Consider the following 23,634-nt stretch of genomic DNA (forward strand, 5'->3'; position numbering starts at 1 on the left):
AGGTTCATACTGGAGCTGCCATAAAAAAGGAGATTATAACTATGAAAAAGCTCATTATAGCCGCCATACTTTGCACAGGGGCTTTTGCCCAAGCACAAGAACAATCAGCAACAACAAGTACCCTAACATTTGGGCGTGAGGCCACTGAAGCAGCACCTCGCGGTGTCCTTCCATTCATCGGATTGGGCGGTGGTTATACAGGTTATGACCAAAGCGACGTCCAAGACGTCGAAGGGACTCCCTCAACAATTAAATTGTTGGGTTCGTGGTACTTGGAAAGTCCATGGGTATTCGATGTGGGTTACGGTGTGAACAACCAACAATTCTCTCACTCGACGGCTCTGGATACAGGCAGTTCTGATGGCGCGGTTGAGCTCGCAGCTCGTTATCGCACAGACAATCGCTGGCAAATCGGTGTGATTGCCAATCAATTCTTCAATCAAGGCGCTAACTACGCTTCATCACAAGCTGATGCTCAATTCGCAGGTTTGCAAGTGTTGAAAGAGTTCAATATGTCTCCTGCATGGCTCGCACGTCTGGGGGCTCGTGCCATGAGCGAAACAAGCAACACTGGTAACTTAGTTATGATGTATCTGGTGGACTTGCAAATCGGTTGGAATCCGAACGCTTATAAAACATCAGTTAGATCAACTGCATCCGAAGAAACAATGGTTCAGGATGAAGAGTTTGTCGCTGATGAAGATGTAGCTGCTCCTGCTCGTCCGGTGGCGCAAGCACAACCAGAGCCAATTTTGAATGATGTGGCGATGTCGAGCCTTATTGCCGGCAATCAATCCATCACTTTCAATACATCTCAGGTAGCACTATCAAACACCGACCAACAAAAAATGCAAAGATTGGCTCAAGCCCTAGATGAGCATTCTGATCTATATGAACGTGTTGAGGTGCGTGGTTACACAGACTCTTCAGGTTCTCCACAACTCAATGAACGACTCTCACAACGTCGCGCAGACACAGTGGCAAGCGCCCTTGAAAGATATGGTCTGGATTCTTCAAAAATTTCAGCGGTAGGTAAAGGCTCTGAAGACTCTTTGGGAAGCAAAAATGCGGACCGCAGAGCTGAGCTTGTATTTATCGGTGTGAAAGATGAAGAAGCACTTCGCAGTGCCCTTTCATCGATCGAATAGTTAGTCTAATATAAAGAACTAACTAGAGCTGCTTCAGTAAGACGTAGTAGCATAAAGAGTGCAGCTTTCTTAACCCAGCGGGGACAAGAAGGCTGCATTTCATTTTTACTCAAATAACGGACGCCAGCTCAACACAAAATTCGAGCTACTGGTCCCATTCATAGGTTTTCCATCTGTTAAAAATTCCACCTTCGAGTTAAATTCACGCGTCAACGCCTGAGCTTCCACGTCATTTGCAGGGACACGGGCGCCCATAGGTGCAATTTCAGAAATCGGAACATCAATTTGGCGAGTCGTTATACAACCGGCCACTTCATCACCGAATGGATTCTTAAAATAACAATTTTTATTCGCGACAAAGTTATACATTCGAAATGTCACAGAGGCCTTTTGGGATTTAGCTTCGAACTTCCAAGACTGACCCACATGTTGATAGACGCTTGAGATTTTTTTAAAACCAAACTTCCAAGGCATTTCCGAACGTTTATACGAGTCTACAAACTCTGGACTGTTGTGCAGAACAAAGCTTCTTAGCATCAGAGCCGCCGTTTGATAACCGTATGCCGCCGAGAATGCACAATGACTACCATATTTCGCATTAACCACCCCCACATTCGGTGCGGTTTCATAATAGTCATCCGTTTCAAAAACTTGGGCATTTAACTTGTTACTAACAACGTTGTCGTCTTTTGAAGCCCATACCATCAAAGGCGTCTGGACCTTATTAGGTAAATTCCAAAAATTATTACTCTTAAAAAATTCCGGTGTTGTGCTTGCGATACCACGTCTTTGTAAAGAGGTGGAAGCCATATCGCCCAGGTATGATGGCATCTGCTTTCGTGCAGGCAATTGGTCATCCGCAACCATTTCGGGAATATCCGTCAAATAGCCCCGAGCCTTTCGGAACTGAGAGCGAGTCATCATATTAAACACGGGACCAATAACATTATCACTATATAGATGCTCCAAAGTGGGCTTTAAGGAAATAACCGGGCACACCGCTGTCGCTGAGTTATAAACTTTTTGTCCATTTCCCATTGGATACATGTCGTTAAAGGCCGCGCCGAATACGGCTGCATTTCCACCTAAGCTCATGCCCATTAAGTGCATACTAGAAATACGGTCACGATGGGCCCATTTTTCACGAAGCCATTTACCAGCCAACAAAGCTTCATAGCCCTCACTCCATCCGCCCAATGAAAAGTGGGAGTTGGCGATCAGATAGTCCAAACCGGTCTGATTCGCTAATAACACGACGTTAAATGGAGCCAAGTCGAACAACTGAATTAAGTGAGTGACGTTAAAGGCGTTCTGGTCAGCACCACAAAAAACCCCACACTTCATGACGACCAGTGGACGAGGTCGAGAATCTTGTTTAAGCGCTACAATAGCAGGTACCACAACACCGTTTGATAATGGAATTTGCAGACTTGTGACTTGGGGATGCTTAAAAAATTTATACTCATCCACTGCCATCTTAGCCAGACTCAAAATCCCCTTTGGAGATCCATAAGCCAACTCAGACTGGCAATCATTCATGAACTGTTTAACGGCTTTAAAGTATTCTTCCGTTGTACGTTTTTTTGATAGAAGTTGATCTTCGAAAAACTTAGGATCGCACTCAGGAGCGACATCCTTATTATTTTCCGCTTTTGGAACTCGGTTAAGAATTCCAAGGACCGAGGTCGCGGTTGGATCCACAGCCTTAGTCAATTCCAACAGGAATTCAGAATCATTCTGTTCCTGATTGATTATCGAGACTTGCGCCAGAGCTTCAGTGCTCAACACGACGAAAGATAATGCGATAATTGCGGTTCTTAAGGAAACCATTTGTTACACCTCACGTGCTTCAAATGGCTTATCGGACCTAACCAACTGGCATTAATGACAGGTCCCTGTTTGTCAAAAGCATCGACAAAACAGGGAACCTACAGAGGAGAAAGTTAATTGAATCTCGACGATCGTCGCGTTAAGCAATCTTTTTGATCTGTGCAAGCTTATCTTTCAATACGGTGTTTTCGTGTTTCAAAGCATTCACTTCCGAAGAAAGCTGATTCACTTTTCTGCGCAAAAATTCCGCTTCCTGACTTACAGCTGAACCTGGCGAATCATCGGAGTCACCTACGATGTTAGGTTTCATATCTTTCTTTGCTACATTTCCATCCGAAGTCAGTGGCGGCATATTTATATTGAAAGCCGTCGTGTTCAGAATCTCTTCAATGTTTTCAGGAATATGAAGTTCTGGATCGACTTTTTCCAGGCGAATAATACCTTGGCTTACAAAGCCACGCACTTCCGTCAGCATCTTAGAGATACTCGTTCCCTTTTCCGCTGGCGTCGGAGCCGCCTCGGCCATCAAGTCCGTAATTTTTCTTTTTGAAATTGGAGGCAGACAGCTTAACAGCTGTTCGATTTGTTCATCAGGATTGCCGTGCAATGCATACGCAAGGGTCATAGGCTGGACGCGAGAAAAGATCTCGACCAAGTACTGGCCCTCCCATCCATAAACTCGCCCGATTGTTAGAATTCTTTTCCGAAGAGCTTCTTCCCAAACAGGATTCTCGCCCGCGATAAGAGTTAAAAATTGTTCTCTCTTCGTAGTTGGTGATGTCTCCAACAACTGAAGCAATTGAAAGAACCCGCCCTTTTTTTTGTATCTGTCTAGCATTCCCATATTTGTTATATCGGAAACGACTTTCAAGACTAAAGGATTAAGACCAGGTAATTCGGTCTCACACCGAGAATATCATCCTTGAAAGCTTCCTCACCTTCCATAACCCATCTATTGTCCAAAACATCTCCGCAAAACTAAAGATTTATCAAAATAAATCTCATCTCTATCCATCCTCCCGTCTCACAACAAAACACCCCCATATGTGAAGGGTTGGAATAAAAAAAGCGAAGTGGTGAGCATCGCTTTGGTGGTATTAGATTTAGAAAAGATGCATTCTCTGCAAAAGGTATTTCAAGGTTCGAACCAAAAAACCCGATTTGGATTTTCTATTCTGAAATTCGATCGACAGCATTAGATGCCGCATTTATACGACAAGTTCACTGTCGTTCCCGGAGAAAGCGTCTGTGAGAATGTCAGAACATTTCCATTGATAGAGTGAGCGACATTCGTACCAGACACACTCACCACGACATCCGTTGGATTAGAACAATTCAGTAAGATGTCTTTGATCTTAGCCTGAATCGAAGTCTGAATCGTACCCAACTGGCCTGTATAATCAGAAGAACAGATATCTGCAGACACTCCCCAAGCTGGGCTCGTCGTAGTGAATGCTAGATAAGCTGTGCCGATCGCACCGGATACCAAGCCTCTGGTGTCTTGATTTGGATTATCTCCAAGGACTTGGCTGTTTTGCTGAGCCAAGCAAGAACTATCACGAACCACAATAGCATGAATCGATAAGGAGTTGTATTTTGCGTCACCTAAAACAGATTTCACAGTCTTAGGCAAAGTCGAAGGCTGATCCAGATTGGACAAAGGATAACCATTCGACCAAACCGCGCTCGAACTTCTTTCATCTTCATCAGACAAGAAGATAATAGATAAGTGAGCATCCGTACGGATGAAACTACTTGGATTGTTCTGTACAATTAAGTTCGCAGAATAAATACCGCGCTCATCACCCGATGGGCAATTCGCAGCATAACCACTAGAATATCCCGAAGTATTGATCGAGCTAGCACCATTATTTCTCAAATAATTCGCGATAAAGTTCTCACAAGCTTGTGTTTCTGTTCTTTGAATCGCAGCATTAAACAACGCCAGTCTATTTGAGTTTGATGGAGTGATATATTTTGACCCATCACCATAAGAGATCAGTTGCCCACCTTGAGGAAACTTACCTCCGCTAACATCCGTCGTCGTGATCGCGATTCTATAATCAACTTTCGAAGCATCTAAATTTTGAATAAAATTGGCAAAGCGAGGGGCCAATCGTTTTTGTTCAAACGACATAGAAGCCGAGTTATCGTTAACAATTAGAATGTCAACCTTACCTGCCCCTGCCGTCACAGAGTACGAGTATGCTTTCTTATTATTAGAAACCACACAGTTTGTGCTGGCATTACAGTCAGCGCTGCTTACCCCGAAATTCACAGGGGAGCAACCCACGTAAAATCCGACGGCAAATGCTAGTGCTGTTAATCTGGTAAGTGTTTTCATAGACACACCTCTCTGACCTGGATATATCCAATCTCAGTGCCAGATTCGAACGGACCTCCTAAGTATAGGTAATTCAAAGATATTTCTAGTTCCGTCCAATTCCACCAAACAGGCCCCGATCGTCGAATTCTTAGACAGCGGCCCCTTAAGGGCGCTCTTTCTTGTGGAATTTCAGTATTTTAGCGGATCAGAGGAGCCCTAGGCTGAAGGAGCGATTTTGGGCTAGCCACACGAAAGCCTTTGAGCCCTTCCTAAAAATTCCCATAATGAAAAGAGATTAATTTCTGCGTGACGTTGGGTCGCATGGAAGTCGCCCAATTAGTACAAATGTTTTTCTCTAGATTCCATCGATGAATGACAGCAAGGATATTAGAATGATTTATAAGTTAATCGGCACATTGGTAATCTTAACCGCCGGCGTCCTAGCCTTCCTGATTGTACAAGATGGTCCTACAGGTAACTTTATCCGCAAAAGCACATCATCCGAAAACTGTGTACAACTCACGCCAGCTCAACAACTTGTGAAATTGATCAATGATGATATCGATAATTTAAAGCGCGAAGGCCAACTTCCCCAACAATGGAACTCCATCGCGACTATTGAATACAAAGTAAGATCAGAGCTTGCGCGCACGTTATTAGGAAGCGAAAAACTAACTCTTCAAAGGGTAAAGGAAGGCGCTTTCTTCCTAGAAGTAGAAGTTCTTGATATGCCTGACGAAATTGACCCGGGAATAATCCTTCAAATGAGCCTAAAGGATATCAAAACAAAAAACAAAATCTTCGAAATCGGCCGCACCTATCTAATGAGCACTCTCAACAGACAGCAGCCGCCAGCCAAACAAAAAGCTCCACAGCAGCAGTCAAATCCACCAGCACAACCGAGCGCAGCTCAACCACCCGTAAAATCATCGAAGTAGCGACGACATCGGCGGATTTCAGAAATCAGCCATATAAACTAATATTTGTTTTAGTTCACCTGCTTAAAGGTTGCCCTAGCATCACCGCTTCTGCTTCAATACCACCAACACCCCAGCCCAAAGCTGCTAAGCCATTCACCATCGTTGTATGGGAATCCGTACCCACCAGCGTATCAGGGAATGCATACTCGCCGTGTTGGCCTTTCGCGTTCCAAATTGTCTTACCCAGATATTCTAAATTCACTTGATGGCAAATTCCCGTGCCCGGAGGAACCACACGGAAATTGTGGAAAGCACGCTGCCCCCATTTTAGGAACACATAGCGTTCGTGATTACGGTTGAATTCCATATTCACATTTTCTTGAAAGCTTGAAGGGGTCCCGAAAGAATCCACCATAACGGAGTGATCGATAACCAAATCAACTGGCACCAGCGGATTGATTTTCGTTGGATCTCCACCCAATGATTTCATGGCGTCTCTCATGGCAGCTAAATCTACCACCGCAGGAACGCCGGTAAAATCTTGCATCAAAACGCGCGCTGGAAAAAATGAAATTTCACGAGAGAGCGATTCTTTACTCAGACTCAACAACGAGTCGATATCTTCTTTAGTGACATGAACGCCGTCTTCGTGGCGCAGAAGATTTTCTAAAAGAACTCTAAGTGAGTTTGGAAGTTTTTTTAAATTCGGATGGGAAATTTTTTTCTGATTGAAGATCGTATATTCTTTCCCACCGACCTTGAGTTTGTCTTTTGTCTTAAAGCTGTCTTTTGACTGTACCAACATGAGAGGATCCTCCCTCTCAATTCCACTCCTCGCGCAGAATTTTATCAAGCCAAAAGGCGCCTATCTGGGTTTTCACATCAGTTAGTTTACCCTCTTGAATAAGCTTAATCAGATCTCGAGGAGCCACTTCGACGACTTCCAAAAACTCTCCCTGATCCAGACGTTGCTGAGTCTTGCTTAGATCCTTTGCCAAATACAAATCGATCTGCTCGTTGGAATATCCAATCACAGGGTGTATGGGGGTCAAAAATTTCCATTCGTTTGCGGAATATCCAGTCTCTTCAGTAAGTTCGCGTTTTGCAGTTACCAAACTGTCTTCGCCGTGGTCACGTTTACCCGCGGGGAACTCCAACATCACCTGCTTTACAGCATGGCGATACTGATGAACCATCACCACATTTCCATTAGGCAGCAGAGGGATCATCATCGCTGCACCAGGATGAACGATGTATTCACGATGATACGTTTTTCCGTCAGGAGCCTGGACCTTATCCTCCTCCACTTTTAAAAAACGACCTTTGAACACTTGCTTGGATGACAGAGTTTTTTCTTCTAAATGCTTCATACAATGAGCGTCTCACGCTGGACTTAAGTCAGTCACGGTCTTTGTCGGAAGAAATATATATGCGAACCGAACTTCCATGATTTTATAAGTGCATAGAAGAAATAACGAATATTAGATCAGGAGGATCTATGTTGTTTTTCCGTAAAGCGGGTGTCTTCTCTTTTTTAGCGATTCTTGCCAGTCTAATTTTTATTCAATCAGCAAATGCGGTGAGTGTTTCTCGGGGTCTTAAAGGCAATGCCCTTGGTGGTGGTTCGCACGCTTTGGGATTAGGTTTTTCAGTCGTCACTTCAAATCAAACAGATATGAATGCTGTTATTACAGAAAACAATGCTACCAATACAGCGAACTCAAAAGACATGACCTCCGCGTATGAATTTTATGCCAATTGGATTTATCGTTTTGGTGGCAGTCCCTATGCCTTCGTTTTACGCCCCTCGTATTTTATGCAAGAATCCAAAGGCTTTGGCACTGGTGGAGCCTATAATTATAATTTGAACGGATTCACGGTTTTTCCAATTGTTCGGATGTATCCATTGGAAAATGATTTCATTCATTTCTTCTTACAAGGCGGTGTTGGTTACGGTTCACTAACCGGGGAAATTGATGCCGCCACAAATAATTTGAAATTCAACGGATCAGCTTTCGGAGCCATGGCAGGCATGGGTGTGGATTTCTGTTTTACTGAATCGCATTGCGTGACGGTCGAGGGAAACATCCGATATCTCCCTGTAGAAAGAAACATGTCCGAAGGGGGTAACTGTTCCGGTAGCGCCATCACCGGGATTTCTCAATGCGGTAACGGCTTAGAGGTTGAACATGGCGGATCAGATTTAAGAACCACGATGTCTGGCGTCTTAGGTGTTATAGGTTATACGATGAATTTCTAATAAAAAAGGCTTCCTTAAGGAAGCCTTTTTGCCTGATTAAAATTTACTTCACCGTTTTTGCTTCGGGCTCTTTCGCCACACACGGAACTCCGGGTTCTTCTAAGCCACAGGTAAAGTTCGTCTGCCCATCATAACCTTTCACAGTCCCTACCCATTTGCTATTGCTGTCTTTCTCAAGAACCATATAACCATGGTTCGAGGGTAAGACATTGAATCCCGCAGGGATCAGCTTGCGAGTGGCAGCATCATAGTAATCCAGGGCCGTTCCACCCTCTCCCATCACTACATGCACCGGACGATTTGTCGCCACTGCAATTTGCGTATTATGAATATGCCCCGCAAAAACCATTTTCACTTTTTTTGGAAGTGGCATTTCTTTCGTCAATGTTTGCATATTCAAATTAACAGGTAAAACAGCTGCGGGACCATTCCAATTCGGAGCCAACCCCCAAATCGGACGGTGAACAACCAGCCACACTTCACTTTCAGATCGAGCGTTGATTGTCGTGATCATCTTGCGGTAATGTGCGCGCCACAAAGCCATCTCTGATCCCTTGGGATCCAACTTTTGATCCGACAAAGTGGCGTTATCGAAATTCACAATTAGCATATTGCCAAAGCTTGTGTAGCGAGTTTCTTGAAATTGAGGGCAAGAGTCTTCACCAAGAGGAGTTAGCAATTTACTAAAACCTTCGTGAGCGCGCTGGCAATCCTCATGATTACCGCGCACGAAAATGAAGGGCTTTGATTGTAGCAAAGGCGCTGCTGGTGCAATGAAATCGGCTTCCCAAGGGCGATAGCCATAACCAAGGGTCTCTTTGAATGGCGCGCATTTTACCGGGTCTTTGCAGGACTCACGATAATGATAGTCACCCACGTGAACAATCAGATCTGCGTTTTCTTTGTCGATCGCTTTTACGATGCGCGCGAATGGCCATTGCTTTTCGTCATTACAGTCTTGGAAATAGTCACCCTTTAAACGACACCCTGTATCGCCAAAAATAACGATACGCTTTGGTGTTTGGGGAATTGAAATTTCTTTTTCGTCCAAAACGACAGTCTTTGCACCCTCTGGCAAGGTAGCTTCGCAAACCGTCACCGTATCAAATTTTCGTTCTACGAGGGCGACCTGTTGGGAATCCGTTCCATTCGAAATGGTCACCTGATTGCATTTACCATCTTTCGGCTTGATGGTTCTTACGAATGAATTTTTTGTGTCTGCCAGACCCACGTATGTCAGGTTTTCCGCTTTATCGCTTGGCTTGTGAGCGCAAGCCGCCAGAAAGATCAACGCTAGTGCGGAGGAAGCTTTAAACAAACGCATTCCTAGTTCCCTTCAACTTTATTTTTTGCTTTTTGTCGTTTCAATTCAAGTTCGCAGACTTTCACTTTAGTTTCATACTCATCCTGACGTTTAACCAACGTGTCCTTATAACCCTTAAAGCGATCGATGCGGTCCCGCAAGCCTTCTTCAGTTACGCCCACGATGTCTTTTTTATTTTCCACACCGATTTTAGAAAAATCTTCCTCGGACGTGACGTAAACACGGGACTCTGTCCAGCGCATTTTTCCATCGCCATTATTTTCAGCCTCGCCCATTTGCAGGCGGCAATCGCGAAGGACGCCGTACAAACCGCGGTTATCAAGATAACGAGGTCCCCCGAATACACGGGCTTCCAGATCGTAGACCTCATTTTCCAAAGTACGGAGTTGTTCGTTCATCGCAACTTTACGTTGATAAACCATATCACCATCTTTAATACCGATAGCACCGCTACCGACCGGAGCAGAATTGTCCAGTTTAGTATCTACTTTTTCAGCTTTGTTACGATTTGTAGCACATGCTACGAAAGATAAAGATAGAACTGCGATCATAAGCAAACGCATAAGGGTTTCCTCCATCAGAGGAAGACTTTAGAAGCGAAGCTTACCCAGGTCAATGGGCCCACTGTCAGGAAATCGTCACCCAATCGCATTTGCCATCTTTAATACGGAATACTTTAACATGCTCTTCAAACCAAGAACCCAAATTGACAGAGCGGACGTCTCGGCCATGCGTTGACACAATTGCGTCGTCGAACACATGCATATGACCAGATACAATGACATCAAAAGGACCTTCATCGTAGGCGCGAGGCACATGACCTCGGATCATTTTGATTAACTGCTCCTCATTACGATGACGATAGTGACCGCTGCGTTCACGGCTTTTTTTGCTGGCACGGTTGCCGACATAATCCCAGAACTTCCCAGGAAAGACGTCTTTGAGAGGTTTAATGAATGGATTCCGAATGATTGAACGATACTTTAGATATTTGATATCGTTCAGATTGATCAGATCTCCGTGCTCAACGCGCACTTTTAAATTATCAATTTGATAGTACTGAGCTTCGACAAAGACTTCGACGTTTAATTTTTTCTGAAAGTAACCTTCGACGTGAACGTCATGGTTTCCTTCGATGTAGGTAATACGTGCACCAGCATTTCTCAGGTCTTTCAAGGCATCCATCAAGGGCTGGAATTTTCTTGCAAAGAACTCAGAACCACCGATCCAAAGATCAAAGATATCACCCAACATAAAAAGGTGAACTTGCGAAGGATTTCCCTGCCGCAAAGAACGCAAAAAGCGCAACAGGATTTGCCCATTGCGCTCTTCTGCGGATTTCAAGTGGATGTCAGATATGAACCAGGCTTCCACTAGTCTTGTTTCAAATCAAAACCTTGTTTCTTGCGGATGAATGCAGGTACTTCCAAGTTTTGAGAAGAGAATGGAGAGCTCAACACTTCACGTGCCATGCGACGAGCTTCTTCCAAAGATTGTTGTTCGTGGTCTACGTTCATAGACAACTGTTCAGGATTTGCATGACGGTTTTTAAGGTCTTGGCTTTCTTTGAAAGCGCGAGCCTTAGCCAACAACAAATCACGAGGAGAAACACCTTCAACTTGTGGTTGGATAGGTGTTGCCATCTCTGGCTGAGCCGGTTGTGCTACTGGTTGCTGCATTGGCTGAGCTTGTGGAGGCACTTGTGCTGCCACAGACTGAGCGGCTTGTTGAGCAACTTGCGGTGTTACTTGAGCAACTGGAGGAACTGTTACAGTTTCAACTACGGGTTGCTGGGGTAACCCCGGAGTGACCGGAACTTCCACTTGCTGCTGGTAAGTGTAGTTCATCACTTGGGACTGCACTGTCGCGATAGGCGGCAGTTCAACTGGTGTAGCCTGTTGAGGCATCACCGGCATAGTTGGCATTGTAGGCATAACAGGCATTTGATTCATGTTAGGCATCTGTGGCATTTGGAACTGAGGCATTTGCGGAATGCTGTTCATGTTTGGCATTTGTGGCATTTGCATACCCATGCCCATGTTGTTCATACCGAATTGAGCCGACTGTTGGTTCAAGAAATTTTGCATTTGGTTTACTTGAGCCATGTCGTTGACAAGTTTAACTTCGTGAGAGTCAAAACCAGTTGCAATAACAGTGACGCGAACTTCATCGCCCATAGATTCGTCGATAACAGCACCAAAGATGATTTCTGCGTCTTCGTGAGCAGCTTCTGTCACAAGAGTCGTTGCTTCGTTCACTTCGTACAATGACAACTCAGAACCACCTGTGATGTTCACAATGATACCAGTTGCACCGTCGATTTTTACGTTCTCAAGAAGTGGAGAAGAAATCGCTGCAGTTGCTGCTTCTACTGCGCGGTTTTCACCTTTAGCAGCACCAGTACCCATGATCGCGATACCTTTAGAAGACATAACCGTACGGATATCTGCGAAGTCCAAGTTGATCAAACCACGGATGTTGATCAAATCAGAAATACCTTTAACCGCTTGCAAAAGTACTTCGTCAGCTTTTTTGAATGTATCCAAAAGTGGAGTTTTTTCAGCTGCGATAGTCAAAAGTTTTTGGTTCGGGATTACGATCAATGTATCAACATTGTCTTTAAGTTCTTGAAGACCGGCATCAGCGTGTTTACCACGTTTTTTACCTTCGAAAAGGAATGGCTTCGTCACAACACCGATAGTTAGTGCGCCCAATTCGCGAGCGATTTTCGCTACGATCGGAGCGCCACCAGTACCCGTACCACCGCCCATACCAGCAGTGACGAATACCATGTCAGAACCTTCCAATTTTTCTACGATTTCGTTGTATGATTCGATTGCAGCTCTGCGGCCGACATCTGGATTTGCACCGGCGCCCAAACCTTTTGTCAAATCGATACCCAATTGGATTTTGTTAGATGCTTTATGTGAGTTCAAAGCTTGGATATCTGTATTTGCTACGATGAATTCAACGCCGCCCATTTCAGAAGCGATCATTGTAGAAACTGCGTTGCTACCGCCACCGCCGACGCCTACAACTTTGATATTCGCACCGATATTGATATTTTCTTCTAATTCAAACATGTTGTCCCTCCCGACGATGCTTAAAAGATACAGAGGCCTCCAGCCCCCACCGAGTAAATTTAAAAACTAAAAAACCTTGTCGAACATTTCCTTAAGACGCTTGGTCAAGCCGTTGATCGACTCTCCAATATTGATCTCAAGTTCCTGCGTATGCTGGCCCATCAACAAATCTTTACGTTGTGACAAACCATACTGTAACAATCCAACTGCTGCAGAGAACTCACCAGACTTCACGACATCAGTCAGACCACCGATCTCCAAAGGCGCACCTCTGCGAACCGGAATATCAAAAATAAACTCACCCATTTCGATCAGGCCGTCCAACTGACTTGCTCCGCCAGTCAAAACGATACCTGAACCCAACATTGGCATCACACCGCTCATACGAATATCGTTAGCGATCAGATTCAATGTTTCTTCGGCGCGGGCTTCGATCACATCAGCAAGATCCTTGCGAGGGATCACGCGAGCTTTACGACCGCCTACACCTTCAACTTCGATTGTTTCGTTGTCGTTCACCATGGATGCCATTGCGCAACCGTATTTTTTCTTTAAAACCTCGGCCGCGAACTGAGGAGTTCTAAGTCCTACAGCCACGTCGTGAGTAAAGTGTGAACCGCCAACTGGAATAATAGAGGAGTGAGCTACGCTGCCGTTGACGAAGTACAAGTTATTACAAGTACCGCCACCCATATCGACAACGACTACGCCCAGATTTTTTTCATCATTAGAAATAACAGCTGTTGCAGATGCTAGCTGGCTTAAAACCAAACCAGCAATTTTCAATCCCGCTTTCTCAACACATTTGACAGTGTTTTGGATCGCAGATTGGCTGCCTGTAACAATATGAACATTCGCTTCCAAACGGATACCTGACATGCCCACTGGATCAGTGATGCCGTCTTGACCGTCGACTTTGAATTCTCTTGGAAGGATGTGCAAAACGGTACGGTCTGTTGGAACGGCTACTGCTTTCGCCGCTTCGATCACGCGATCAATTTCAGAAGGTGTTACCTCACGATTTTTGATTGCGACCATACCTTTTGAGTCGAAAGAAGAAATATGAGTTCCAGAAACGCCCACCCATACTTCGCCGACGCTGTAACCAGACATCAACTCTGCTTCTTCTTTTGCTTTTTTAATAGAATCGGTTGTTGCCTCAATATTAACGACAACACCCTGGCGGATGCCTGTATTAGGAGCAGTTCCTACTCCCGCGACTTCGATTTTCCCTTCGGGATTGACGGTTCCGATGACGAAACAAACTTTGGTCGAACCAATATCCAAACCAGCCAATACCGGAGCTTTCGGTTTTGATGTACTCATCCCTAAGTCCTCGTATATGACACCCTATTTGAGCGTCTTTGTTTGAGAGACCGACGAATAAAATCATTTTATTCGATTTGAGCCGAACGCGAGCTCGACTTTAGATGGTCTTCCAGACTTAAGCTTAGGGATCCTTACGCAACCTGACAAGGACTTTCTTCGACAGATCCGCGTCTATGACGCGAGCGTCAAACTGCTTTGTTTCGAGGTAATCAACGACGCGAGAAACGCGCGCTGCCTTTAGTGCCACTTGGTCTTCACCGATTTTGACCTGTGTTCCCGTCTTAATCAGTGTCATCCAAAAACCTTCTTTATTATCGTAACGAACTTCCGAAATTGTTTTTCTGCTGAAGGATCCGTTCGTAGGAATTTGCTCGATCACATCAACAGCTTTCTTACGAAGATCTTTTTTCTTAGCGAAAGCATCTCCATCTAAGATCGCAAGGTCTGGCGCTTCCTTTGCTTCGATAGGATCTAGGAAATCACCACTCTTAATAATAGGAACAAGCTTTCCGGCTTTACCCATATAAAGAAGTTTCACTTCGTAAGGTCTCACACGCAAAGAAAGTGTCGTAGGCCATTGACGAGAAATCTGTACGCCCTCGATCCACTCTTGTTTTTGTAACTCTTTATTTACAGATCTCAATTTGATGTTCCAAAGAGATTCGCCTTTGTATTTAGCAAGGGCGGCTTCTAGCGCATCGACATTTGGTTTTAAAAACTGCTCTTGGCCTTGAGGTGGATTTTCCAAAACCACTTCCACTTTTTGAATATTGAAAAAGCCATTTTCATTCAAATAATAGAGAGTACCAATCAAAGCGGCTGGAATAACAACGAACCCAACAAATAATTTCAGCACCAACTTCTTCACAAGAACTCTCCAAAAGAACGGCTTTTCCACCTTAGCGTATCAATATTCACTCGACCTTTCACTGACTGACACCAGTGAAAAATAAAACACGACTAAGGAAGGGTTCATTCAAAACAGCATGGAATCCAACTGTTTTTAGATGAAGGTTTCTGGACAGGACTAAAGTTTTGATGTCACATTTACCTAAGGAATACGCGAACTTCTCTCCATATAGTCCAATGACTCCTTACCGATATTACATGCATGAAATTTGGATCAAAGATCATTTTAAATATCGCAGTCTCTAGCGTGGTTTGTTCTCTGGCAGCCGTGGCTATTTCGTCTTCAAAAATTCACAAACAAGGCCAAGAGCAACTGGTGGAAAAATCCCAAGCTATATTGTCCCGTCTTGAAGCTATTCGTGGTTACATCGCCACTCAGGGTGGACTTGAAGAAGATATCAAACACATGGTTGCGACCTATCCGGATGGAAAGCTTCCAGCTGAAGCCCAAGAACGCATTCTTCACAAAGTTCCAATCTATGCCTCTATTAAAGTAGGTTTTGAAAACGCAGATAAGGATCACTATAAGTTCCGCGTTTTTGCGGCTCACCCAAGACGCGTTCAAAATACGCCCACAGCTAGCGAATCTGAAATCTTGAAAATGTTTGAATCAAAACCAGAGCTGACTGAGTTTGTAGAAAACAAAGACGGTGAGATCACGGTCTACCGACCGATCCGTTTATCTGCTCAACAAGGTTGTATGCTTTGCCATGGTCATCCCTCCACTTCTCCATGGGGTAACGGCAAAGACATTTTGGGCTTCCCGATGGAAAATTGGGCTGATGGAAAAATGCACGGTGTATTCGCGGTAAAGTCTTCCACCGAGGAAGTGAAAGCAGCGGCTAACAACGCATCTATTTCTATTTTGCTTTGGACAACATTAATTTCAGCTTTCATCTTAGTTGTTTCATACCTACTGATCCGCAAACCATTAGGCGCGTTGATGGAATCCATCAACAAGCTCAACGTTGCGGGCACACAAGTTTCTGCCACTTCGAATGAAATTCTTGCTTCAAGCCAAACAGTGACGCAATCTTCTGTGAAAGCCGCAGCATCCATCGAAGAAACATCTGCCTCTACAGAAGAAATTTCCAGCATGGTTAAACGCAATAGCGAACATGCCAACGAAGCGAAAAACCTGGCTCACCAAGCTTCACAAAAAGCACATATTGGCGAACAAGAAGTCCGTAAATTAACGTCGTCAATGGAAGACATTTCTGCAAGTTCGAAAAAAATTGAAGAGATCATCACCGTGATCGACGACATTGCTTTCCAAACAAACCTGCTGGCATTGAATGCCTCTGTCGAAGCTGCTCGCGCAGGAGAACATGGTAAAGGCTTTGCCGTGGTCGCTGATGCCGTTCGTTCTTTAGCGCAAAGAAGTGCAACATCTGCCAAAGAGATTTCAAACCTGATCAATGAAAGTGCGAAAAAAGTAGAACACGGCCACGAGGTCGTTCGCTCCAGCGAAGCGTCTTTGAAAGAAATCGTGACATCTATCGAAAAGCTTTCAAACCTGAACACAGAAATTTCAACAGCCAGCGCTGAGCAAGAACAAGGTATCGCGCAAATCAACCAAGCACTAACCGATATGGAAAAGATAACAATCTCCAACACAAGCTCTGCCCAAGAAGTTTCCACAGCCTCTGAAGAGCTCAACAACCAAGCCGACGTCATGAAAACCGTCGTCGACGACCTAACCAAGCTAATGGCCGGCTAAAAGGCACGGACTTCCCTCCAAAGGTAGTTACTTACCTCATGAAAATAAAAAACCCACGACTTAAAAGCGTGGGTTTTTATTTTCAAGTAAGGACGTAACTTTTAATTTTGGATTTTATCCAAGACATCTAATCCTAGCTTCCAGCCGTCGCCGGCGCCTAGGGTGATGAAGACGTCGCCGTCTTTAAGCATCGATACAATCTTAGAAGAAGATTTATCGTCGCGAAGGAAGTACTGCGCGTGCTCGTGCTTCATTTCAGAAGCCAGCTTTTCAGAGCTGATACCTGGAATCGGTGCCTCACCTGCCGGATAAATATCTGTCAGCAAGATTTGATCAGCTTCCATGAACGCTGTCGTAAAATCATGCCAGCAGTGCTGAGTACGAGAGAAACGATGTGGTTGGAAATACACCACCAAGCGATTATTTGGATACTTCTCGCGGAAAGCTTGAAGAACCGCACGCACCTCTGTTGGATGGTGACCATAGTCATCGTATACTCTGATGCCTTTTTTCTCGCCTTTAAAGTGGAAGCGACGGTCAACACCATCAAAGCGCTGCAAGCCGGCTGCACACTGTTCAAACGGAATACCTGCCGCAAGACCTGCACAGATTGCTGCCACTGCATTCAAAGCATTGTGACGGCCGGGAACGTTGAGCTTAAACTTACCCACCAAGTGACGAGTACCAAGCAAGCGATCACTGCGATACAAAGAGTAATTGCCTTGCTCGCCCGAAAGAACCAAATCGTTCTTTTCGTCGAAGCCATAGTACAAAATACGTTTCGGGAAGTTTTCAAAAATTTGACGAACGATAGGATCATCACCGCAAGCGATGATTTTTCCATAAAATGGAACTTTCAAGGCAAAGTCATAGAAGTTCTTTTGCAAGTTCTCGAAAGTTTTATAGTGATCCAAGTGATCCGAATCGATGTTCGTGATGATCGCGATCTCAGGAGTTAGTTTATTGAAACTACCATCTGACTCATCGGCCTCAGCCACCAACCACTCACCTTCGCCAAGAAGAGCTGTGGATTTGATCATTTCAAAACGACCACCAACCACAATTGTTGGCTTCATATTTCCTTCCAGAAAAATCGCCGACGTCATTGACGTTGTCGTTGTTTTTCCGTGCGTGCCCGCCACAGCGATACCGCGTTTCAAACGCATGATCTCCGCCAAGGCTTCCGCACGCGGAATCAATGGAATCTGACGAGCGCGTGCTTCATAAATTTCTGGATTACCATATTGAATCGCGGAAGAGTAAACCACCACATCTGCATCACCAATATTGGAAGCAGCATGGCCTTTGAAAACTTTCACGCCCATTTCGCGCAGACGTTCCGTGTTCGCGTTTTCTGCGATATCACTTCCTGAAACTTTCGCACCCATGTTGTGCAAGAGTTCAGCGAGTCCACACATACCGATACCGCCCACACCGACGAAGTGGAATTTGGCGTGTTGTAATTTCATTGCAAGATTTCCTTTGCGATGGTTGTTGCTGCCTGGGGAACATAAAGATCTTTTATATTCCGAACCATTTGCTCGCGCAAAGCTTTATCTTGGCGAAGAGATTGTACTTCTGAAATCAATCTTTCAGGCGTTAAATCTTTCTGCAAAATCATGCGACCCGCATTTCGGGCGACAAGGCTCTCTGCATTTTTTTGCTGATGATCATCAGCAGCTCCTGGCAATGGCACAATAATAGGAATTATACCAAATGCTGCGGCCTCCGCAATGGAACTGGCCCCACCACGGCTCACAATAATATCTGCCCATTGGTAGTACTTTGGCATATCGAAGATATACTCATGATAATCCACATTGGCGCCAGAATTTTGATATTTGACAGATATCGTTGGGAAATCAGCACTTCCCAACTGGTGAACGACAGCTAAATCCCTGGTCCACTCACCCCCGGCTAAGATCGCGTCGCTCAAACAGTTGTTAATAACTCTTGAGCCTTGGCTGCCACCGAACGCTAAAAGATGAAATTTCTCATCTTTATGAGCAGAGTGAACAGCGCTCTCGATCTCTGCTCTGACGGGCATTCCCGCCTGAACAATACGATCGCCCTTTAGGTGCTTGCGAGATTCCTCAAATACCACAAAACATTTATCCACGAAGCGGGACAAGAAACGATTCGCCATTCCTGGCATTACATTGGGCTCCCAGATCGCAGTATTAAAGCCGACGATACTTGCGGCAAGGACAAAGGGTCCCGAGGCATAGCCTCCCACTCCGATCACGTACAACGGCTTTAGTTGCATCAACAAGCGGAACGACTGCCACAATCCCAAAGGAATGCGTAACAAGGTTTTTAGTTTCTTTATAGGGCTTTTCACATTGAGCTGACCAGATTCGATCAGATGGAGAGGGAAACCCTCGCGAGGTACGATTTTAGATTCCATCCCGCGCGAAGTCCCCACGAAATGGATCTCGACAGAGGGATCCAGTTTCTGGATAGCGCGGGCAATAGCGATCCCAGGGTAAATATGGCCACCAGTGCCACCCCCAGCAATCACAACGGTTCTTTTAGTCATGTGCTTTCACTTTCGATGTATTCCAACGAGATGTTCCGAAACGTTTTGAGAATTTATCTTCTTCGAAGGAATTTTCAATATTCAAAATCAATCCGAACATAAAACACAAAGCGACAAGGGAGCTACCACCATAACTTAAGAAAGGCAGCGTCAAACCTTTTGTCGGAAGAAGTCCCATTACCACACCCGCATTGATGAATACGCTTAAACCGAAAGTCATCGATAATCCCAAAGCCAAAGAACGTTTGAAAGCGTCTTCTGTTTTCATCGCAATCTGAATACCACGGAATACCACGAAACCGTACAGAGCCAAGATCGCGATGAAACCGACAAAGCCCATCTCTTCACCCAAAACCGCTAACGTGAAATCTGTATGAGCCTCAGGAAGGAAGAAAAGCTTTCCTTGTCCTTGCCCCAGGCCTGCGCCTGTCAAGCCGCCCGAGTGAAAACTCAGCATACTTTGAATCACTTGAAAGCCTTTTTGCGCAGGATCGGACCATGGATCCAGAAACGCCAACACACGAGCACGACGATAAGGCACCGTCATCACTAACATATAAAATGCGGGAACGATGATAGCGAAAGCCGCCACGATATATTTCCATTGCAAACCAAAGGCGAACAACAAACTCACTGCGACCATCGTGATGATCGCAAAAGATCCAAAGTCTGGCTGGCGCAATAACAGGAACATCGGAACGATCATCGCCAATGCCAACCACCACCATTTCACGTGGCCCAAAATATTATCGCGGCGACATAACAAACTTGCGAACCAAACCGAAAATGAAATTTTCAAAAGCTCTGCGGGCTCAAAGCGGATACCGAATGGAAGTTGAATCCAGCGGATCGCACCCCCGACTCGAACACCTAAACCAGGTACGAAAGTCATCAAGACACCGATAGCCGCTGCAAACCACAGCATCCAACCGTGTTTTTCAATATACTTAAAGGGGATATGAATGGTGCCGACCAAAACACAGGCAGCAATTAAGGCAAAGACAAGTTGTCGTTTAAAAAAGAAAAGACCATCACCATAGGATTCGATCGCGAAAATAAAACTGGAAGAGTAAACTTGCACCAGGCCGATGCCTAACAAAGTGATGATCGCTAAAAACAAGCTGCTCGATAAATATCTGAACATGATGGACTCCCAAAGGCGCCGATAATTGCAGCCTTTATTGTAGCCAGAAGTCCATTTCAACGTCTAGGAGTCGCTCCAAGACTGGACCCTGTTAAAATCAGGGTCCTTGAGGCTTTTACGAAAGACTACTGTGCTTCGATTACTTCCGCGTTGTTGTCTGATTTTTTATCCGACACGGCAGCTGGCTTTGCTTCAGAACGTCTGCTTACAGAAGCTGAGCCACGAGTGGCCATTGAACAGCAGTAAACGATGCCGTTTTCGTTGGAAGCTGTTTTATAGTTAGTAATAGAGAATGCGCGAGAGGAATCACAACGCTTTGCCATCTCCATGCTCAGCTCAACTTCAACATCGGCGAAAACTTCACCGCTTACAAAGTTGCAGTACATGCCCGTGTTTGCTGCCATTTTGTCACGTTGTTCCTGACGTGCCTTGAAAGTGCCGGAAGCACAAGCAGACAATAAAAGTAATGAAGACATAGCGACAACAAATAGACGAATCACAAAGCACTCCTTGCTTTATTAATTACTCAAAAAAAAAGCTCTCGTAACGAGAGCTTTTTAATATCACCTGAAGTCCCACTCCGAAGAACTCGGAGTACAAACTCAACTCAGTGAAATTTTCTCACGATTTCTTTAAAGTATTCACCACGCTCCTCGAAACTGTCAAACATGTCAAAGCTTGAACAGCCCGGTGACAACAGAACGATATCGCCGATTCTGGACTTTTGGTAAGCGATCAAAACCGCCTCCTCAAATGTACCGATCAAGAAAGTCTCAGAGAAGTCGCCAAGATCACGGTTGATGCGTTCTTTCGCTTCCCCGACCAAGATCAGGGTTTTCACCTTGCGTTTAACAGAAGTACGAAGAGGTTCGTAGTTCAAGTTTGTGTCTTTACCACCCGCAATCAAAATCACGTTTTCATCGAAAGTATCCAACGCGCGAAGAACTGCATGAACGTTTGTTGCTTTAGAGTCGTTGTAGAACAACACGCCGCCAACTTTACGAACATACTCAATACGGTGAGGAAGACCGTTGAACGTCTCAATCACTTTTTGAACCGCTTCACGAGTTGCACCATGTTCACGAGATGCCAGAATAGCTGCCATCACGTTTTCAATCGAGTGCTTACCGCGCATTTTCATGTTCTTGATATTGAATGTCTCAATCTCAGGACCTGTGCGCACACGAATCTCGTCACCGATATTCACAGCACCACCGATATTCATGATTTGTGGTTCCAAAGCTGGTTTACGAGAGAAGTAGAAAATACGACCGCGTTGAACCGCTGGATCACGAGCCAATTCAACAACCGCATTATCATCAGCATTCAAGATGCTTGTTGTCGCTTGGTTCGTGTTTTTGAAGATACGGCGTTTTGCGTTTACGTACTCTTCCATGGAACGGTAACGGTCCAAGTGATTTTCAGCCAAGTTCGTGAAGACCACGTTGCCTGGATTGAAAGTATCGCAGTGTTCAAGCATGAAGCTAGATACCTCGGCGATAACAACTTGGGCTTTGTCATCAAGACGAAGGTAATCTACCAACGGCTTTTCATTCGCGCCGCCAACCCAAGTTTTAACACCTGATTGAGTCAAGATCGCTTCAGTGATACGAGCCACAGTAGTTTTACCGTTTGTACCAGTCAAACCAATGATTGGTTCTTTGATGAAACCAGCAGAGAACTCGAACTCACCCGTGATCTTGATACCTTGAGATCTTGCATAATCGAAGATCTTCAATGTGGAAGGAACACCTGGAGACAAGATCACTAGATCTTGTGCGATGAAAGTTTTTGGACTGTGACCACCCAATTCGTACTTGATTGGAAGATCGCCCAATTGCTCAAGCTGCGCAGAAAGTTCTGGTTTGGATTTATGATCCGTTACAGTGACTTGTGCCCCGTGCTTAGTCAGGAAATGCGCCAAAGACACACCCGTTTTACCAAGACCGACAACAAGGATTCTTTTGTCTTTTAATTCACTATACTCTTTATACATTCTTCTACCTCAATTTGAGAGTCGCTAGACTTAAAACAGCCAATAAAATCGAAATAATCCAGAAACGAACGATGATCTTCGTCTCCGTTAAACCGCCCAATTCAAAGTGGTGATGAATCGGCGCCATTTTGAAAATACGCTTACCGGTAAGCTTAAAGGAAATAACTTGAGTGATGACTGACAATGCTTCCACCACGAAGACACCGCCCAAAACAACCATCAACAACTCATTCTGAGTGATGACAGCCATAGAACCCAAGAAACCGCCAAGAGACAAAGAACCCACGTCACCCATGAAGACCTGCGCGGGATACGCGTTAAACCACAAGAAGCCCATTCCCGCAGCAACAATCGTCGCAGCCACCGGAGTTAACTCACCTGCTCCCACGACATGTGGAATTTGAAGGTAATTTGCGATGGAATAGTGACCCGTGACATAAGCAAATAACCCCAAAGTCGCTGCAGAGATCATCACTGGAACAATTGCCAAGCCATCCAAACCATCAGTCAGATTCACCGCATTCGCCGTTCCGACCACAACTAAAGCTGCAAAAACAATGTAGGCATAACCTAAATCAAAGCCGAATGATTTTACGAACGGAACGTAGACAGTTGTGCCCAAATTATGGAAGTGAACCAAATAAGCGACAACAGCACCACTGATCAAAAACTCCCCTGCCAAGCGGATTTTTCCAGACAACCCTTTTGAGTTCTTTTTGGATACTTTCAACCAGTCATCCATATAACCGATCATCCCGAAGCCCCAAGTGATGATCAAAACCGCCCATACCAGTGGATTTTGCATATCAACCCACAGCAAGCATGGAATTAAAGTGGATAGAAGAATCAACCCACCACCCATTGTTGGAGTTCCGGCTTTTTTCTTATGAGATTGAGGACCGTCGTCACGGATCGATTGCCCAAAATGCTTGAGCTGCAAACGTTTGATGAAGTAGGGACCCCACATCCAGCACAGTAGGAAAGATGTAAAAAACGCGATGAACGTACGAACTGTGATGTAACGAAATACATTCAACGGCGAGAAATGTTCCGACATTGAATAGAGCCACTGATAAAGCATGATGTGCGATTCCCCTATATCCTTG

20 protein-coding genes and 1 pseudogene are annotated in these 23,634 nt (G+C 44.9%); 4 read left to right on the forward strand and 17 right to left on the reverse strand.

What is annotated here, in order from left to right; translation table 11 throughout:
* Positions 1–41 precede the first annotated feature (41 nt).
* On the forward strand, positions 42–1,148 hold the full coding sequence (locus tag B9G69_RS05055; protein WP_088616615.1) for an OmpA family protein: 1,107 nt from the start codon (positions 42–44) through the stop codon (positions 1,146–1,148).
* 105 nt (positions 1,149–1,253) lie between these two features.
* On the opposite strand, the gene B9G69_RS05060 is transcribed toward B9G69_RS05055, so the two are convergent.
* From B9G69_RS05060 to B9G69_RS05070, 3 genes are all read right to left on the reverse strand, one after another.
* Positions 1,254–2,978 (reverse strand): alpha/beta hydrolase family protein, encoded by a 1,725-nt coding sequence (locus B9G69_RS05060; RefSeq protein WP_265437987.1) that lies wholly within the window; start codon positions 2,976–2,978, stop codon positions 1,254–1,256.
* Between the two features lie 139 nt (positions 2,979–3,117).
* The gene (locus B9G69_RS05065) at positions 3,118–3,822 is read right to left on the reverse strand and encodes a FliG C-terminal domain-containing protein (protein ID WP_088616613.1); all 705 of its coding nucleotides are present in this window, start codon (positions 3,820–3,822) and stop codon (positions 3,118–3,120) included.
* A gap of 351 nt (positions 3,823–4,173) precedes the next feature.
* On the reverse strand, positions 4,174–5,322 hold the full coding sequence (locus B9G69_RS05070) for a hypothetical protein (RefSeq protein WP_265437988.1): 1,149 nt from the start codon (positions 5,320–5,322) through the stop codon (positions 4,174–4,176).
* 374 nt (positions 5,323–5,696) lie between these two features.
* Here B9G69_RS05070 and B9G69_RS05075 point away from each other — a divergent pair, with 374 nt between their 5' ends.
* A complete protein-coding gene (locus tag B9G69_RS05075) occupies positions 5,697–6,242 on the forward strand; it encodes a hypothetical protein (RefSeq protein WP_088616611.1) in 546 nt (181 codons plus the stop codon).
* A gap of 61 nt (positions 6,243–6,303) precedes the next feature.
* Here B9G69_RS05075 and B9G69_RS05080 read toward each other — a convergent pair.
* Positions 6,304–7,029, reverse strand: a pseudogene (locus tag B9G69_RS05080) (aconitase family protein); the annotation flags it as partial.
* A 16-nt stretch (positions 7,030–7,045) separates the two neighbouring features.
* The gene (locus tag B9G69_RS05085) at positions 7,046–7,594 is read right to left on the reverse strand and encodes an NUDIX domain-containing protein (protein WP_088615427.1); all 549 of its coding nucleotides are present in this window, start codon (positions 7,592–7,594) and stop codon (positions 7,046–7,048) included.
* A gap of 128 nt (positions 7,595–7,722) precedes the next feature.
* On the opposite strand from B9G69_RS05085, the gene B9G69_RS05090 reads away from it, so the two are divergent.
* Complete coding sequence (locus tag B9G69_RS05090) at positions 7,723–8,484, forward strand: hypothetical protein (protein WP_254916862.1); 762 nt, start codon at positions 7,723–7,725, stop codon at positions 8,482–8,484.
* Positions 8,485–8,527: 43 nt separating this feature from the next.
* Here the strand turns inward: B9G69_RS05090 and B9G69_RS05095 are convergent, their stop codons facing one another.
* The 6 genes from B9G69_RS05095 to B9G69_RS05120 form a co-directional block, all read right to left on the reverse strand.
* Positions 8,528–9,808 (reverse strand): metallophosphoesterase family protein, encoded by a 1,281-nt coding sequence (locus B9G69_RS05095; RefSeq protein WP_088615428.1) that lies wholly within the window; start codon positions 9,806–9,808, stop codon positions 8,528–8,530.
* Positions 9,809–9,810: 2 nt separating this feature from the next.
* Positions 9,811–10,371, reverse strand: a complete 561-nt coding sequence (locus B9G69_RS05100; RefSeq protein ID WP_088615429.1) for a hypothetical protein — start codon at positions 10,369–10,371, stop codon at positions 9,811–9,813.
* 64 nt (positions 10,372–10,435) lie between these two features.
* On the reverse strand, positions 10,436–11,182 hold the full coding sequence (locus tag B9G69_RS05105) for a UDP-2,3-diacylglucosamine diphosphatase (protein WP_088615430.1): 747 nt from the start codon (positions 11,180–11,182) through the stop codon (positions 10,436–10,438).
* Positions 11,182–12,891, reverse strand: coding sequence for a cell division protein FtsZ (gene ftsZ / locus B9G69_RS05110; RefSeq protein WP_088615431.1), 1,710 nt, complete (start codon positions 12,889–12,891; stop codon positions 11,182–11,184). Before ftsZ ends, B9G69_RS05105 begins: the two co-directional genes overlap by 1 nt.
* Positions 12,892–12,957: 66 nt before the next feature.
* Positions 12,958–14,217, reverse strand: a complete 1,260-nt coding sequence (ftsA, locus tag B9G69_RS05115) for a cell division protein FtsA (RefSeq protein WP_088615432.1) — start codon at positions 14,215–14,217, stop codon at positions 12,958–12,960.
* 124 nt (positions 14,218–14,341) lie between these two features.
* The gene (locus tag B9G69_RS05120; protein ID WP_088615433.1) at positions 14,342–15,088 is read right to left on the reverse strand and encodes a cell division protein FtsQ/DivIB; all 747 of its coding nucleotides are present in this window, start codon (positions 15,086–15,088) and stop codon (positions 14,342–14,344) included.
* 243 nt (positions 15,089–15,331) lie between these two features.
* Here B9G69_RS05120 and B9G69_RS05125 point away from each other — a divergent pair, with 243 nt between their 5' ends.
* Positions 15,332–16,849 (forward strand): methyl-accepting chemotaxis protein, encoded by a 1,518-nt coding sequence (locus B9G69_RS05125; protein ID WP_088615434.1) that lies wholly within the window; start codon positions 15,332–15,334, stop codon positions 16,847–16,849.
* A 101-nt stretch (positions 16,850–16,950) separates the two neighbouring features.
* Here the strand turns inward: B9G69_RS05125 and murC are convergent, their stop codons facing one another.
* From murC to mraY, 6 genes are all read right to left on the reverse strand, one after another.
* The gene (gene murC / locus B9G69_RS05130) at positions 16,951–18,318 is read right to left on the reverse strand and encodes a UDP-N-acetylmuramate--L-alanine ligase (RefSeq protein WP_088615435.1); all 1,368 of its coding nucleotides are present in this window, start codon (positions 18,316–18,318) and stop codon (positions 16,951–16,953) included.
* The gene (murG, locus tag B9G69_RS05135; RefSeq protein WP_088615436.1) at positions 18,315–19,388 is read right to left on the reverse strand and encodes an undecaprenyldiphospho-muramoylpentapeptide beta-N-acetylglucosaminyltransferase; all 1,074 of its coding nucleotides are present in this window, start codon (positions 19,386–19,388) and stop codon (positions 18,315–18,317) included. Before murG ends, murC begins: the two co-directional genes overlap by 4 nt.
* Entirely contained in the window at positions 19,381–20,532 is a 1,152-nt protein-coding gene (gene ftsW, locus B9G69_RS05140; RefSeq protein ID WP_088615437.1) for a putative lipid II flippase FtsW, read from the reverse strand. The genes murG and ftsW overlap by 8 nt, the downstream gene beginning before the upstream one ends.
* Before the next feature lie 125 nt (positions 20,533–20,657).
* Positions 20,658–21,032 (reverse strand): hypothetical protein, encoded by a 375-nt coding sequence (locus B9G69_RS05145; protein WP_141096924.1) that lies wholly within the window; start codon positions 21,030–21,032, stop codon positions 20,658–20,660.
* Between the two features lie 107 nt (positions 21,033–21,139).
* A complete protein-coding gene (murD, locus tag B9G69_RS05150) occupies positions 21,140–22,528 on the reverse strand; it encodes a UDP-N-acetylmuramoyl-L-alanine--D-glutamate ligase (RefSeq protein ID WP_088615439.1) in 1,389 nt (462 codons plus the stop codon).
* A 4-nt stretch (positions 22,529–22,532) separates the two neighbouring features.
* A complete protein-coding gene (gene mraY / locus B9G69_RS05155) occupies positions 22,533–23,609 on the reverse strand; it encodes a phospho-N-acetylmuramoyl-pentapeptide-transferase (protein ID WP_088615440.1) in 1,077 nt (358 codons plus the stop codon).
* Positions 23,610–23,634 lie beyond the last annotated feature (25 nt).

Source organism: Bdellovibrio sp. SKB1291214 (assembly GCF_002209355.2).
Lineage (GTDB): Bacteria > Bdellovibrionota > Bdellovibrionia > Bdellovibrionales > Bdellovibrionaceae > Bdellovibrio.